This is a genomic window from Sphingobium sp. EP60837 (genome assembly GCF_001658005.1).
Classification (GTDB): Bacteria; Pseudomonadota; Alphaproteobacteria; order Sphingomonadales; family Sphingomonadaceae; genus Sphingobium; species Sphingobium tyrosinilyticum.
The window spans coordinates 1,065,789-1,079,630 of the sequence record NZ_CP015986.1 but is presented as its reverse complement, the minus strand read 5'-3'; the positions used below and the strand labels follow the sequence as shown (position 1 = coordinate 1,079,630).

Genomic DNA, 13,842 nt, shown 5'->3' with positions numbered 1-13,842 from the left:
ATCCCATCCGCAAACCGGTCTTGCCTTGGCGCTTTCGTGAGGTATGGGGCCGTCAACCGCTGAATGAATTGGGGTTCAAAGAGGACAAGATGGGAAAAGTAATCGGCATTGACCTTGGCACCACCAACAGCTGCGTTGCTGTGATGGACGGCGGCAAGCCCAAGGTGATTGAAAATGCAGAAGGCGCGCGCACCACGCCGTCGATCGTCGCCTTCACCAAGGATGGCGAGCGCCTGATCGGCCAGCCCGCCAAGCGTCAGGCCGTCACCAATCCGGACAACACGATTTTCGCGGTGAAGCGCCTCATCGGTCGCCGCTTCGACGATCCGACCACTAAGAAGGATATGGAGCTTGTCCCCTATCACATCGTGAAGGGTGGCAATGGCGACGCATGGGTCCAGGCGGGCGGCAAGGATTATTCGCCCTCGCAGATTTCCGCCTTCACTCTGCAGAAGATGAAGGAAACCGCCGAGAGCTATCTGGGCGAAACAGTGACGCAGGCGGTCATCACCGTTCCGGCCTACTTCAACGATGCCCAGCGTCAGGCGACCAAGGACGCCGGCCAGATTGCGGGCCTCGAAGTGCTGCGCATCATCAACGAACCGACCGCGGCCGCGCTCGCCTACGGCCTCGATAAGCAGGACGGCAAGACGATCGCGGTATATGACCTTGGCGGCGGCACCTTCGACATCTCGATCCTCGAAATCGGCGATGGCGTGTTCGAAGTGAAGTCCACCAACGGCGACACCTTCCTGGGCGGCGAAGATTTCGACGCCAAGCTGGTCGAATATTTGGCCGAAGGCTTCAAGAAGGATGAGGGCATCGACCTCACCAAGGACAAGCTGGCGCTACAGCGTCTGAAGGAAGCCGCTGAAAAGGCGAAGATCGAACTGTCCTCGGCGCAGTCGACCGAAGTCAATCTGCCCTTCATCACCGCTGACCAGAATGGCCCCAAGCATCTGGTGAAGAACATCACCCGCGCCGATCTGGAGCGTCTGGTGACCGACCTCATCAAGCGCACGATGGACCCCTGCAAGAAGGCGCTGGCCGACGCTGGCATTTCCGCGAGCGAGATCAGCGAAGTCGTCCTCGTCGGCGGCATGACCCGCATGCCCAAGGTGCGCGAGGCCGTGAAGGAATTCTTCGGCAAGGAACCGCACACCGGCGTCAACCCGGACGAAGTCGTCGCCATGGGCGCGGCGATCCAGGCGGGCGTGCTGCAGGGCGACGTCAAAGACGTTCTGCTGCTCGACGTGACCCCGCTGTCGCTGGGCATCGAAACGCTGGGCGGCGTGTTCACCCGCATGATCGACCGCAACACCACGATCCCCGCCAAGAAGTCGCAGGTCTATTCGACCGCCGACGACAATCAGCAGGCGGTGACGATTCGCGTGTTCCAGGGCGAGCGTGAAATGGCGGCGGACAACAAGCTGCTGGGCCAGTTCGACCTGGTCGGCATCCCGCCCGCGCCGCGCGGCGTGCCGCAGATCGAAGTCACTTTCGACATCGACGCCAACGGCCTTGTCAACGTCCATGCCAAGGACAAGGGCACCGGCAAGGAACAGCAGATCCGCATCCAGGCTTCGGGCGGCCTGTCCGACGCCGACATCGAACAGATGGTCAAGGATGCCGAGCGCTTCGCCGAAGAGGATAAGAAGCGGCGGGAAGGCGCCGAGGCGAAGAACAATGCCGAGAGCCTGATCCACACCACCGAGCAGCAGCTCAATGAGCATGGCGACAAGGTGGACGCTGCCCTCAAGTCCGAGATCGAGACGGCGATCGCCGCGACCAAGTCGGCCGTTGAAGGCGGCGACGTCGAAGCGATGAAGGCAAAGGCGCAGGAACTCGCTCAGGTCGCGATGAAGCTCGGCCAGGCGATCTACGAGAAGGAACAGGCCGGTGCCGCGTCGCCGGGCGCGGACGCTCCGAAGGCTGATGATGATGATGTCGTCGATGCCGAATTTTCGGAAGTGGACGACAACAAGGCTTAAGGGCGATGAAACGGTTCTCGACTTCGCTCGGACCGAACGGATATGGTGATTGCCATCGCCGTTCGCCCGGGGCGAAGTCGGGGGACGTGCGCGCGCCGGGGGCGAGATGAGTAGCGAATTGGACTATTACGAACTGCTCGAAGTCGAGCGCACGGCAGACGCGGGCACGATCAAGAGCGCCTATCGCAAGCTGGCGATGAAATATCACCCGGACAAGACCGGGGGATGCACGGACGGCGAGGCCAGGTTCAAGGCCGTTTCCGAAGCCTATGAATGCCTCAAGGACCCGCAGAAACGCGCCGCCTATGATCGCTATGGCCATGCGGCCTATACCAATGCCCAAAATGGCGGCGGCGGCGGCTTCAACGGACGCGGCGCGGGCGGCTTTTCTGACCTGGGCGATATTTTCGAGACGATCTTCGGCCAGAGCGGCTTTGGCGGCGGCGGCCGTCAGGCGCAGCGGCGCGGTGCGGACCTGCGCTACGACATGGAGATCACGCTCGACGAAGCCTATCATGGCAAGAAGACCGAGATCGAAATCGAAGTATCGGCCTCCTGCGAAAGCTGTGACGGATCGGGCGCGCAGCCCGGCACCGGTGTCAAGACCTGCGGCACCTGCGGCGGTCATGGCCAGGTCCGCGCGCAGCAGGGCTTCTTCGTGGTCGAGCGGACCTGCCCCGGCTGTCATGGCGCGGGCCAGGTGATCGAAAGCCCCTGCCGCACTTGCCGCGGCGAAGGCCGGGTGGACAAGCCCAAGACCCTCTCGGTCAACATTCCCGCTGGCGTCGATGAAGGCACCCGCATCCGCCTCTCGGGCGAAGGTGAGGCGGGAGCGCGCGGTGCGCCTTCAGGCGACCTCTATATTTTCCTGCATGTGAAGCGCCATTCGCTCTTCGAACGGGACGGTACGACGCTCTTCTGTCGCGCGCCGGTCAGCTTCACCACGGCGGCGCTCGGCGGTTGCATCGAAGTGCCCGGCCTCGACGGCCAGCGGCACGAGATCAAAATCCCGAGCGGCATCCAATCGGGTAAGCAGATCCGCCAGCGCGGCGCAGGCATGCCGGTGCTGAATGGCCGGGGGCAGGGCGATCTCGTCATCCAGGTGGAGGTCGAAACCCCGACCCGCCTCACCGCCAAGCAGAAGGAATTGCTGGAAGCCTTCCGCGATACGGAAACCGGCGAAGAATGTCCTCAATCCACCGGCTTCTTCAGCAAGCTCAAGGAATTGTGGGGCGACTGAGCGCTCCGCTCTTTCAGCAATTGGAAAGGCCGGGTGCAGCGTCAACTGCCCCGGCCTTTTTGCATATTAGCTGATGTTATTTCCGAAGGTTGCGACGGAAAAAGTCCGTCATGACATCCAGCGCTTCCTGCGCTTCGGGCAAAGCCTGGTTGGCGAAGAAACAATGGTCCAGACCGTCCCAGACATGAAGGTCAGCGCTCACCTTGGCCTTTATCAGTTCGCGATGTGTGTTGACGGCCGCACTGACCTCGCCTGCCCGCAGAGACGTCAGCAGTAAAGTGGCGGGAAAGAAGCGCAGTACGTCGCGCGACATCATCGGCGACATGAGCGGGTCCAAAAGATCATGATCGCCATAATAGAAGCGCTCATCAAGCGTGGCAGGCGCCGTCAAACCCTGCATCGGTTTGAAGGAATACCAGCTGTCACCTGCCCAGCGCGCATCGGCGGACGCACAGAATATGCCCGCTGCGCCGGGTGAGGGCAGTTTCACATGCTGGAACCAGGCAATCGCCTGCGCGGTCAGCAGGCCGCCCGCAGAGCTGCCGAAAATCCCGATCTGGGAGGGCTTACGCGTCTTCAGCAACTCCCGATAGACCGCCGCAACATCTTCGCTGGCGGCGGGGAAAACAGCCTCCGGCGCCTGCCGATAATCGATGGTCAGAATTTCAAAGCCAGTGCGCCCGGCCAACGGAATGGATTCCTGCAATCCGCCCCCTGCGGTGGCCATGATGAAGCCGCCACCGGGCAGATTGATCAGGATGTTGCCGCGTTTGCCGCCTTCACTCTGCTTGGCGGGGGTGACCAGATAGCCGTGCACGCCGCCCATAGTGACTTCGCGATATGTAACCTTATGCTGTTCCGCCAATTTGCGGACAGCGGTCGCCATGCCTTGCGCCATCATCTGCCGGGTCGCCGGAACCCGGCCTTTCTTGATCAGCTGCGTCAGCATGTCATTGGCGTCAAAAGGACGGCGGGGAAGGGCCTTCTTCGCTTCGTCACTTAGATATACCGAGGGCGGAAGGCGGTAGGCTGGGACGTTCACCGTCCCATCCGCTTCAATAGGGTTTGCTTTCGACTGGGCTAGCGCCGGGGTCGCGCCATGCACGCCAGCCATGACCAACAGACCAACGATGTTCATCCTGTGACGCGTGACCATCCTCCACCATTCGATCATCGGATAGTCCCGTGGATCGCCCCGCTGCCCTCGCAGCTTGTTATTATCGCACGATATGGTTCTATTCTGTTTGCGTCAACGCACGATCATGCTCTGCCCCTCGTTGCCCTGAGGGTGCCCCATGGCACGCAAAAAAGGGCACCTCACCGCGTGAGATGCCCCTCCTTTGATGCTTGCCGGTTCTTAGAAGCGGTAGCCGAGGATCAGTGCAGCCTGGTGGCGCTCAGGCTTGGTGCCGCCGACCTGCTCATAGCTCGAATAACGATATTCAGCGCGGGCGATGAAGCCCTGCACGGTAGTTTCGAGGCCCGCGCCCAGGCGATAGCCGTCCAGCTTGGTGCCGTCGCCGGCCGCGTCTTCGAAGCGGGCATTGGTGTAGCCGCCCTTGGCGTAAGCCAGCACGTTCGGGACGACTTCACCGCCGATGCGCACGCCGGCATAGATGTCGCGGTCGGTGCGAACGCCCAGTTCCTTGGCGTCGGAATCCGCATACTCGCCTTCGACGCCGAAGACAGCGCCGTTGACGTTGACGTCATAGCCGATCACGCCGCCATAGAGCAGGCCGCTGTCGTGATTGACCGAGTTGAGATCAACATGGTCCAGACCAACGACGCCGCCGATATAAGGGCCCGAGAAGGGCACTGCATCCTGCGCAAAGGCCGGTGCGGAAACGCTGGCGAGCAGCAGCGCCGAAGCGATGAACTTTTTCATAGGACTTCTCCTGATTCCAATCTTCGTCCGGCGCGATCTAGATTGGCTCATCGGGAGGAGTAAAGTCTTGTAAACAAAGGCATGCCGCATTGCACAACAAGCTGTGGCAATGTTGCATCATGTCTTGAAATGGCGCGCTCATCACCTATCGAACGCTGAAATCTGGACTCCCATCCTCGTCATCCGAGCGGAAGCTGGGATCTCTAGAGGCCGGATAGGAACGGCGATGCGAGCCAGTCGGAATGACGATTGAAAGGGCCTTCGCCCCCGCCTCAAGCCGCCACAAACATATCCGGGTCAATCGCCATCAGGCTCTCCGCCCCACCTTCGATCTTCCGCCTGAGCGCCCCGGCATCGGGCATGATGCGCTCCGCAAAAAACCGGGCCGTGACCAGCTTTGCTTCCAGATAACGCGCATCACTATCGTCCGCCTCCAGCAGGCTGGCCGCGGCTTTCGCCATGCGCAGCCACATCAGCCCCGTCGAAACGATGCCAAGGATGTGCATATAATGCACCGCGCCAGCCCCGGCATTGTCGGGGTTCTGCATGGCGTTCTGCATCAGCCACATGGTGGCCGCGCCCAGTTGTCCGCTGGCCTTTTCCAACGCCTGGGCAACATTCGCCAGTTTCTCATTGCCCTTGGCCTCGGCCACATCGTCAGCAACGATCTTGAGGAAAGCCTGTAGCCCGCGACCGCCATTCATCGGCAGCTTGCGGCCGACAAGGTCCATCGCTTGTATGCCGTTGGTGCCCTCGTAAATCTGAGCGATGCGGGCGTCGCGCACATATTGCTCAACGCCATTTTCCCAGATGTAGCCATGGCCGCCGAACACCTGCTGGCACATGACCGCGACGTCAAAGCCCTTGTCCGTGCCATAGCCTTTGAGCACCGGGGTCAGCAGCTGGACCAGATCATCGGCCGCCTGCCGTTCTTCATCCGTCGCGGCATGCTGCGCCAGATCGACCTGCAGCGCGCCCCACAGCATCAGCGCCCGCAGGCCCTCGGTCAGCGCTTTCGCTTCCATCAGCATGCGGCGGACGTCGGGGTGGACGAACAGCGTGTCGGCCTTCTCCTGGCTGTCCTTGGGCCCAGTCAGTGCGCGGCCCTGCCTCCGTTCGCGGGCATAATGGACCGCATTCTGGAACGCGATCTCCGCCTGGCCCAGCCCCTGCATGCCCACCCACATGCGCGCGGCGTTCATCATGATGAACATCGCGGCAAGGCCCTTATTCTCCTCGCCCACGATCCAGCCCTTGGCTCCGTCATAATTCATGACGCAGGTGGCGTTGCCGTGAATGCCCATCTTATGTTCGAGCGACCCGCAGGACACCGCGTTGCGCTCGCCCAGCGATCCATCCTCATTCACCAGCACCTTGGGCACGACGAAAAGTGAGATGCCCTTGCTGCCTTCCGGCGCGTCGGGCGTCTTGGCGAGGACGAGGTGGATGATATTTTCGGTCAGGTCCTGCTCGCCGGACGAAATGAAGATTTTCGTGCCGGTGATGGTGTAGCTGCCGTCATCCCGCTTCACTGCCTTGGTCTTGATGAGGCCAAGGTCGGTGCCGGCATGCGGTTCGGTCAGGTTCATGGTGCCGGTCCATTTGCCCGATACCATGTTGGGCAGATATTTTTGCTTCTGTTCCTCGCTGCCCTTGGCGATGAGGGCGGAGACGGCGCCGCTGGTCAGGCCATGATACATTTCGAAGCTGTGATTGGCGGACAGCACATATTCGCCCACCGCCGATGCGACGACATTGGGCAGGCCCTGGCCGCCATATTCGACCGGCGCGTGCAGCGTCGTCCAGCCGCCCTCAACATAGGTATCGAATGCCTGTTTGAACCCAGGAGGAGTCGTTACGCTGCCGTCGGGATGGCGGATGCAGCCTTCCTTGTCGCCAACGGCGTTCAACGGAAACAGCACCTCTTCCGCCATCTTGCCCCCTTCGGCCAGGATCGCCTCGACAAGGTCCGGCGTCGCATTCTCGAATCCCGGCAGATTGGCATAGCGGTCGAGCCCCACGACATGGTCGAGCACGAAGCGGGTCTCGCGAAGCGGGGCGGTATAGCTGGGCATGATCTTCTTCTCTCCGGGCTTTTCTGTTCTGCGGGGGTGGGGATGTCAGGGCTTGGCCAACGCCTTTACGAAATCGGACAGTTCGGCGATGGCCGCATCGATGTCGCTCTTCTGCCGGGTAAGCAGTTCGATCCGCCCCTTGCATTTCGCGACGGTGACGCGCCGCTGCTCCTCATGTTCCTCGTCCGCGTCATACAGGTCGATCATCTCGCGAATGTCGGCCAAGCTGAAGCCCACCCGCTTGCCGCGCAGGATCCAGGCGAGCCTGGCGCGATCCCGCCGCGAATAGATGCGGGCCAGCCCATGCCGCTCCGGGGCGATCAACCCCTCATCCTCATAAAAGCGCAGCGCGCGCGCCGTTACGCCGAACTCTTCCGACAGATCGGTGATCGTATAGGTCTGCCGTTCCTTATGGTCGGGCAGTTCTATGCCCGCGATGCTGCTGCGCTGATCCATGGCCACTAGCTAGGAGAGGTTTACGTTAACGTCAAGCGCGATCCTGCTGCCCCTCCAAAACCGTTTTTTTTCGCTATTTCATTCATCAATTTGCAGATCATGGACGATTTGGCCTGATGACAGCAACTCCCCTCGCCGCTAAGCGAGCCGCATCATGTTGGGGGCAATCAGACAATCGGAAAGCGCTCGCGGCCTTCTCGCCGCGCTGGCTCTGCTTGTCCTTTCCATCCAACTGATCGCCCCGTCCGGCTTCATGCCCGTCCGCACCGATCGCGGGATAGTGGTGACGCTGTGTACCGGTCAGGGCGCCGTCAATGTGCTGGTTGATCGGGAAAAAGCGCCCCACCGGCAGGATGAAGGCGCGCCAGTGCAGCAGCATTGCGCATTCGCGGCCTCCGTCCAACCTGCGGTCCCGCCGCTCATCCTCTCTGACCTTCCGCTGCCCTCCTGGCAGCGGGCGTTCGGCCCCATTGCCTTCGCGCTCAAGACCGGCCTGATCGCGCGCCTTTCCGCGCCGCCGCCACCTTCCTCCGGACCACCCGCCGCCTCCTGAATTTCGGCCTTTCCGCGCCGCCACCGGTGCGTCCCTATTTCTCGAGGTTTCTTATCATGTCCGCTCTTACCCTTGCGCGCGGCGCTTCGCTGTGCGTCCTTGCCTGTTCGTTTCTGTCCGCTCCCGCTTTGGCCGATGAAGCTGCCGACCAAAGCCGCATTATCGTCACCGCCAGCCCCGTGATCGAAGCTGCCGCCGAGCGTGCCGATCGCACCGCCGGCGGCGCGAATGTGGTCTCCGCAGAGGAGTTTCAGGACAAGCTCGCCGTCTCCCTCCGCGATGCGCTGAGCTTCTCTCCGGGCGTTTACACCCAGCCCCGCTTCGGCCAGGAAGTCCGCATCTCGATCCGCGGCTCCGGCCTATCGCGCGCCTTCCACATGCGCGGCCTGACGCTGTTGCAGGACGGCATCCCGATCAACATGGCCGACGATAACGGCGACTTCCAGGAGCTTGACCCGCAGGTCTTCCAGCATCTCGAAGTCTATCGCGGTGGCAACGCCCTGCGCCTGGGCGGATCCACCTTGGGCGGGGCGATCAACGCGGTCACGCCCACCGGGAGGAGTGCGCCAGGAGTGGAAGCGCGAATCGACGGCGGCTCGTTCGACACGCTGCGCGCCAAGGCGGCTTACGGCTATGCCGACGAGCAGGGCGACGCCTGGGCGGCGGTCACTGCAGATCGATCCGATGGCGACCGTCATCATGGGCGGCGCAAGGCCATGCGCTTCAACGTCAATGTGGGCCTGAAACTAAGTGACCGGGTGGAGACCCGCTTCTACGCCAGCGTTCAGACCATCCGGCAGAAGCTGTCAGGCGCACTCAACGAAGCCGACGCGCTGAACGATCCAGGCAAGGGCAACTCAATTGGAGATCAGGCGCGCAACATCGATTCAATCCGGCTTCAGAACCGCACCATGGTTCAACTGGATGGCGGCCAATTGGCCTTTGGCGCTTATTACAACAGCAAGTCGCTCAATCACCCGATCTATCAGGTCGTGGATCAGAACTCGGAAGATCGCGGCCTCTTCGCCAGCCTGGATTTGGCAGGAGAACTTGGCGGTCTACCGGTCGCACTGACGTTAGGCAGTCAGGCGCGCTTCGGCCGTGGCGACTTCCGCCAGTTCCTCAACGTAAATGGCAAGGCGGGCGCGCTCACCTCTCTGCAGAAAGCGCATGCCCAAACCATCAACAGCTATGGCGAGGCGCGGATCGCGCCGCTGCCAGGGTTATGGCTGATCGCTGGCGGCATCTACACCCATGGCGAGCGTCGGCTCGACAATCGCCTTGCCCCGGCGCGCAGCGGGGAGGCGAAGTTCGACAGCTTCGCTCCCAAGTTGGGCTTGTTGTTCGAACCCTCCAAGACGGCGCAATTTTATGCGAACTATAGCCGATCGGTCGAACTGCCGGGCTTCATCGAGTTGGGACAGGCTCCTGCTGGCGGCGCCCCCGGCTTCACCCCACTGTTTGCGCAAAGGGCTTGGACCGCGGAGGTCGGAACGCGCGGTCGTTGGGGCATCGCGCGTTGGGATGTCAGTCTCTATCGCGCCGAGATCAAAGGCGAGATGCTGCAATATAATGTGCAGCCGGGCGTGATACCTGCGGCGACCTTCAACGCTGACCGCACAAGGCACCAAGGCATCGAAGCGGGTTTGGACGTGACGCTCACGCCTTGGGCGCTTCTGCGGCAGGTCTATCAATATAGCGACTTCCGTTTTCGAGGCGACGCGCTCTACGGCGACAATTGCCTGCCGGTTGTGCCACGCCATGTCTATCGTGGGGAGTTGCGCCTGGGCACTGAGCGCGCCAGTTTTTCCCCCGCAGTCGAATGGGTCCCGCAGGGTGCGTGGGTTGACTATCAGAACAGCAAGCGCGTGGACGGCTATGCCACGCTCAATCTTGCCGCGCAGACTGAGTTGCGCTCCGGCGTCACATTATTCGTCGATGCACGCAATCTGATGAAGAAGCGGGCGATTGGCGACATAAGCGCGGTGGTCGGGTACGTTGGTCAGGCCACCTTCTACCCGATCGAACGGCGCGCCATCTATGCGGGGCTGCGCGCGCGTCTCTGAAAAGGCAGCGGCCTATCCTCATGAGGGGGTGGAGCGGGGCGGTAAATGGGGCTAGAGGCGGCGCCATGTTGCGTCTGTCCGGCCTTAAACTCCCCCTCGACCACCCGGCCGAGGCGATGCCCGCCGCCATCTGCACGCGGCTGGGAATCGGAGCGTCGGAGCTGATCCGTCATGTCGTCGTCCGCCGGGGCAATGACGCGCGTCGGAAGAATGCGATCCAGCTCGTTTATACCGTTGATGTCGAACTGATCGACGAGCAGGCTATACTGGACAGCTTGGTGGGCGACCATGATGTGCGGCCACGCCCCGACACGGACTATCGCTTCGTCACGCATGCGCCACAACATTGGTCGGGTAAGCGCCCCGTCGTGGTGGGTGCGGGCCCTTGCGGGCTCTTCGCAGGGCTGGTCCTCGCGCAGATGGGTTTCCGCCCCATCATCCTCGATCGCGGCAAGGTGGTACGGGAGCGGACGAAGGACACCTGGGGCCTGTGGCGGCGCGCTGAACTGAACCCGGACAGCAATGTCCAGTTCGGGGAAGGCGGAGCCGGGACCTTTTCGGACGGCAAGCTCTACTGCCGGGTGAAGGACCCACGCTTTTTAGGCCGCAAAGTGCTGGAGGAATTTGTCGCGGCAGGCGCGCCCGACGACATCCTGACCGAGGCGCATCCGCATATCGGCACCTTCCGCCTTGTCACCATGGTGGAAAGCCTCCGCCGCCAGATCGAGGGATTGGGCGGCGAATATCGCTGGCAGCATAAGGTCGAAGAACTGGAACTGGAGCGGCAGGGCGACGGTTCGCAGCGTTTGCGTGGCCTCCACTTATCGGACGGCAGTTTCATCGAAGCGGATCATGTCGTGCTGGCCGTGGGGCACAGCGCGCGCCCTACGTTCAAGATGCTGCACAGGCGCGGCGTCCATATTGAAGCCAAGCCCTTTTCGATCGGCGTCCGCATAGAACATCCGCAAGGTTGGATCGATCGCGCGCGCTACGGCAAGTGCGCTGGCCATCCTGCGCTGGGCGCGGCCGCCTACAGCCTTGCGCATCATTGCGAGAATGGCCGCACCGTTTACAGCTTTTGTATGTGCCCGGGAGGCCGGGTGGTCGCGGCTACATCCGAAGAAGGTCGTGTCGTCACCAACGGCATGAGCCAATATAGCCGCGCCGAGTTCAACGCCAATTCAGGCCTTGTCGTCGGCATTGAGCCGGAACGGGATTATCCGGGCGGGCCGCTGGCGGGAATCGATCTCCAGCGCCATTGGGAAAGCATGGCCTTTACTGCGGGCGGTTCCTCCTACTGGGCTCCCGGGCAGAAGGTCGGGGATTTCCTGGCTGGACGTGCCTCGACCGAACCTGGGGAGGTTGTGCCGTCCTACAAACCTGGCGTCACCATGACCGATCTGTCGCGCTGCCTGCCTGCCTTCGTGATCGATGCTTTCCGGGAGGCGCTGCCCGTGTTTGGCCGCCAGATCGCCAATTATGATCATCCCGATGCAGTTATGACGGGCGTTGAAACCCGCACATCATCCCCGATCCGCATCACTCGGGGCAGGGACCTTCAAAGCCTAAACGTTGCGGGTCTATATCCTGCGGGTGAGGGTGCGGGTTATGCAGGCGGCATTCTGTCCGCAGCGATCGATGGGATTAAGGTCGCGGAAGCCGTAGGACTGGCCATTAATAGCTGACACTGCGAGTCGTCTAGGCCGTGCCGTAGCGGAAACGAGCTAAAAGGCAGCAACAGCCGAGACTTAGCCGATCTTCTTCCTGCGAAGACAAAAAGGCGGCTGCCAAAGACGTTTTTTGTCGCAACCTGAAGCGTACATGAAATATTCATATCCCGATGACATTGTTGGGGTATATTTATTACCCATGCGGCCCTGTATGCAATATACAGTTTCCGCTGCTCTCGGCCGGTCCGACGCTGCCGCAGTAGCTCTCAGTGAAAATCAACAAATAGACAGAGGAGGCCTCTATGTATGCCAAACCTGTGATGGCGGCGCTTTGCGTCTTCCTGGCTTTGCCCGTAGCTGCAGGTGCGCGGCAGGGCCCCGGCCAACTGACGGTCGTGGCGCCTGACAAAGACGCAATAAGTTATGAGAAATGGACGGACCGGACCGCATCGAGGCTGTCGCGGAGCATCCGCCAAGCAACATTGCTTTACCGCGACAGCGCTTCGACCGGCTATGCGCGTGTGCAATTCCGATTGGGAGAACAGGGCAAGCCAGAAAATATCGCCTTGGCTGGGTCTTCCGCATCGACCAGCATCAATCGCATTTCGATGCGTGCGATCCGATCGATTGGTTCCCTATACCCCTTGCCGCAGGATGTCCGCTCAGGGTCCAAATTTGAAGCCTGGGTCATCGTCGCGAATGACGCCACGGAAAGGGAAAATATGCTGACCAGTCTGCGTGCTGAACACCGGGCGCAAACGATGGCACAGGCAGAAGCCGACCGCCCCATTCTTATTGCCCAGCGCTAATCAGACGGAGGGTCGATGAGGCGCCATAATCATTTGGCGCCTCTTCAGCCCGCCGGGAAACTTCCAACAGGGGGGCGGCGTTCTCCCGCCATGCGCCGCCTTCATTTCGATCTCCACAACGGCACCGGCTTTACTGCGGACGATGAGGGCCGCGAGCTGGAAGATGATGACGATCCCCGTGCCTTCGCTATCCGGAGTATTCGCTCCATCCTCAGCGAAGAGGTGATAAAGGGCATCGTTGATCTCACAGGCTGGATCGACATCAGGAGTGAATCGGGCATACAATTCGGGCGGGTGTGTTTCAGCGAGGCTGTGTGTCTCCGGCTCGACCCAGGAGACCGCGATGGTAGAGCCCCATCTCGCCAAGCTTAGGTTCCGGCACTTGTTGACCCTCGAAGAGGAACAGGCGGTGCGCGCTATCGTGCCTCCCGGGCGGACCGTCCTCCGCAACACGGCTGTGGTGCAGGAAGGGGAGCGGTTGGAGGTGAGCACCTTGCTGCTGGATGGCGTCATGTGCCGCCTGAAGGACCTAGCCGACGGCAAGAGGCAGATTACGCAAATCCATGTGGCGGGCGACTTCGTGGACCTGCATGGCTTCACGCTGAAGCGGCTCGAACATGATGTCATGACGCTGACGGACTGCACTATCGCGCTCGTGCCGCATGAGCATATACGGCAGTTCATTGAGAAATGGCCGCGCTTGGGCCGGCTCTATTGGTTCAGCACTAATTTGGACGCCTGCATAAATCGCGAATGGGAACTGTCGCTCGGCCAGCGATCCGCGGTGGAAAGATTGGCCGCGCTTTTCTGCGAACTTCATTTCCGGCTGAAGGTCGTCGGCAGGACTGGTGTCAGCTTTAATCTGGGCATGAGCCAGTCACAGCTTGCCGAGAGCTTGGGAATGACGGCGGTTCATGTCAACCGCACATTGCGGCTGTTACGGGACCGGGGCTTGCTCAACTATCGGCGTGGGGAGGCACAGATACTTGACCTGGACGGGTTAAAGGCCGTGGCTGATTTCGACGATCGTTATCTCTATCCCCATCCCGATCCGCTCTGACGGCAGCCTTCAAGGAAGTTGTTGATTTCAGATGGAT

The 13,842-nt window shown here is 61.4% G+C and carries 12 protein-coding genes; 8 read left to right on the top strand and 4 right to left on the bottom strand.

Going from position 1 to position 13,842, the window contains the following annotated elements; translation table 11 throughout:
- Nucleotides 1-89: 89 nt before the first annotated feature.
- Together dnaK and dnaJ are read left to right on the top strand one after the other, a co-directional pair.
- Nucleotides 90-1,991, top strand: coding sequence for a molecular chaperone DnaK (gene dnaK / locus EP837_RS05255; RefSeq protein WP_066528763.1), 1,902 nt, complete (start codon nucleotides 90-92; stop codon nucleotides 1,989-1,991).
- A gap of 106 nt (nucleotides 1,992-2,097) precedes the next feature.
- Entirely contained in the window at nucleotides 2,098-3,231 is a 1,134-nt protein-coding gene (gene dnaJ / locus EP837_RS05250; protein WP_066528758.1) for a molecular chaperone DnaJ, read from the top strand.
- Between the two features lie 76 nt (nucleotides 3,232-3,307).
- Here the strand turns inward: dnaJ and EP837_RS05245 are convergent, their stop codons facing one another.
- The 4 genes from EP837_RS05245 to EP837_RS05230 all read right to left on the bottom strand — a co-directional run bounded on the left by EP837_RS05245 (nucleotide 3,308) and on the right by EP837_RS05230 (nucleotide 7,647).
- Nucleotides 3,308-4,369, bottom strand: coding sequence for an alpha/beta hydrolase (locus EP837_RS05245; RefSeq protein ID WP_225870575.1), 1,062 nt, complete (start codon nucleotides 4,367-4,369; stop codon nucleotides 3,308-3,310).
- A 219-nt stretch (nucleotides 4,370-4,588) separates the two neighbouring features.
- Nucleotides 4,589-5,116: a porin family protein gene (locus EP837_RS05240; protein ID WP_066525099.1), complete on the bottom strand. Its 528-nt coding sequence runs from the start codon at nucleotides 5,114-5,116 to the stop codon at nucleotides 4,589-4,591.
- 272 nt (nucleotides 5,117-5,388) lie between these two features.
- On the bottom strand, nucleotides 5,389-7,191 hold the full coding sequence (locus EP837_RS05235) for an acyl-CoA dehydrogenase C-terminal domain-containing protein (RefSeq protein WP_066525092.1): 1,803 nt from the start codon (nucleotides 7,189-7,191) through the stop codon (nucleotides 5,389-5,391).
- A gap of 45 nt (nucleotides 7,192-7,236) precedes the next feature.
- On the bottom strand, nucleotides 7,237-7,647 hold the full coding sequence (locus EP837_RS05230) for a MerR family transcriptional regulator (RefSeq protein ID WP_066525091.1): 411 nt from the start codon (nucleotides 7,645-7,647) through the stop codon (nucleotides 7,237-7,239).
- Nucleotides 7,648-7,801: 154 nt separating this feature from the next.
- On the opposite strand from EP837_RS05230, the gene EP837_RS05225 reads away from it, so the two are divergent.
- The 6 genes from EP837_RS05225 (at nucleotide 7,802) to EP837_RS05200 (ending at nucleotide 13,805) form a co-directional block, all read left to right on the top strand.
- Nucleotides 7,802-8,200: a DUF2946 family protein gene (locus tag EP837_RS05225; protein ID WP_066525090.1), complete on the top strand. Its 399-nt coding sequence runs from the start codon at nucleotides 7,802-7,804 to the stop codon at nucleotides 8,198-8,200.
- A gap of 56 nt (nucleotides 8,201-8,256) precedes the next feature.
- On the top strand, nucleotides 8,257-10,266 hold the full coding sequence (locus EP837_RS05220) for a TonB-dependent receptor family protein (protein WP_066525088.1): 2,010 nt from the start codon (nucleotides 8,257-8,259) through the stop codon (nucleotides 10,264-10,266).
- 65 nt (nucleotides 10,267-10,331) lie between these two features.
- The gene (locus tag EP837_RS05215) at nucleotides 10,332-11,951 is read left to right on the top strand and encodes an NAD(P)/FAD-dependent oxidoreductase (protein WP_066525086.1); all 1,620 of its coding nucleotides are present in this window, start codon (nucleotides 10,332-10,334) and stop codon (nucleotides 11,949-11,951) included.
- Nucleotides 11,952-12,238: 287 nt separating this feature from the next.
- A complete protein-coding gene (locus tag EP837_RS05210; protein WP_066525081.1) occupies nucleotides 12,239-12,745 on the top strand; it encodes a hypothetical protein in 507 nt (168 codons plus the stop codon).
- Between the two features lie 15 nt (nucleotides 12,746-12,760).
- Nucleotides 12,761-13,117, top strand: a complete 357-nt coding sequence (locus tag EP837_RS22000) for a DUF6894 family protein (protein ID WP_380801716.1) — start codon at nucleotides 12,761-12,763, stop codon at nucleotides 13,115-13,117.
- Entirely contained in the window at nucleotides 13,089-13,805 is a 717-nt protein-coding gene (locus EP837_RS05200; protein ID WP_066525071.1) for a Crp/Fnr family transcriptional regulator, read from the top strand. The genes EP837_RS22000 and EP837_RS05200 overlap by 29 nt, the downstream gene beginning before the upstream one ends.
- The last annotated feature ends 37 nt before the right edge of the window (nucleotides 13,806-13,842 follow it).

What these genes read in the sequence shown, in the direction of transcription:
- EP837_RS05235 (WP_066525092.1), bottom strand. Translation starts at nt 7,191, where the DNA reads ATGCCCAGCTATACCGCCCCGCTTCGCGAGACCCGCTTCGTGCTCGAC.
- EP837_RS05210 (WP_066525081.1), top strand. Translation starts at nt 12,239, where the DNA reads ATGTATGCCAAACCTGTGATGGCGGCGCTTTGCGTCTTCCTGGCTTTG.
- EP837_RS05245 (WP_225870575.1), bottom strand. Translation starts at nt 4,369, where the DNA reads ATGAACATCGTTGGTCTGTTGGTCATGGCTGGCGTGCATGGCGCGACC.
- EP837_RS05240 (WP_066525099.1), bottom strand. Translation starts at nt 5,116, where the DNA reads ATGAAAAAGTTCATCGCTTCGGCGCTGCTGCTCGCCAGCGTTTCCGCA.
- dnaJ (WP_066528758.1), top strand. Translation starts at nt 2,098, where the DNA reads ATGAGTAGCGAATTGGACTATTACGAACTGCTCGAAGTCGAGCGCACG.
- EP837_RS05200 (WP_066525071.1), top strand. Translation starts at nt 13,089, where the DNA reads ATGGTAGAGCCCCATCTCGCCAAGCTTAGGTTCCGGCACTTGTTGACC.
- EP837_RS05220 (WP_066525088.1), top strand. Translation starts at nt 8,257, where the DNA reads ATGTCCGCTCTTACCCTTGCGCGCGGCGCTTCGCTGTGCGTCCTTGCC.
- EP837_RS05215 (WP_066525086.1), top strand. Translation starts at nt 10,332, where the DNA reads ATGTTGCGTCTGTCCGGCCTTAAACTCCCCCTCGACCACCCGGCCGAG.
- EP837_RS05225 (WP_066525090.1), top strand. Translation starts at nt 7,802, where the DNA reads ATGTTGGGGGCAATCAGACAATCGGAAAGCGCTCGCGGCCTTCTCGCC.
- EP837_RS05230 (WP_066525091.1), bottom strand. Translation starts at nt 7,647, where the DNA reads ATGGATCAGCGCAGCAGCATCGCGGGCATAGAACTGCCCGACCATAAG.
- dnaK (WP_066528763.1), top strand. Translation starts at nt 90, where the DNA reads ATGGGAAAAGTAATCGGCATTGACCTTGGCACCACCAACAGCTGCGTT.
- EP837_RS22000 (WP_380801716.1), top strand. Translation starts at nt 12,761, where the DNA reads ATGAGGCGCCATAATCATTTGGCGCCTCTTCAGCCCGCCGGGAAACTT.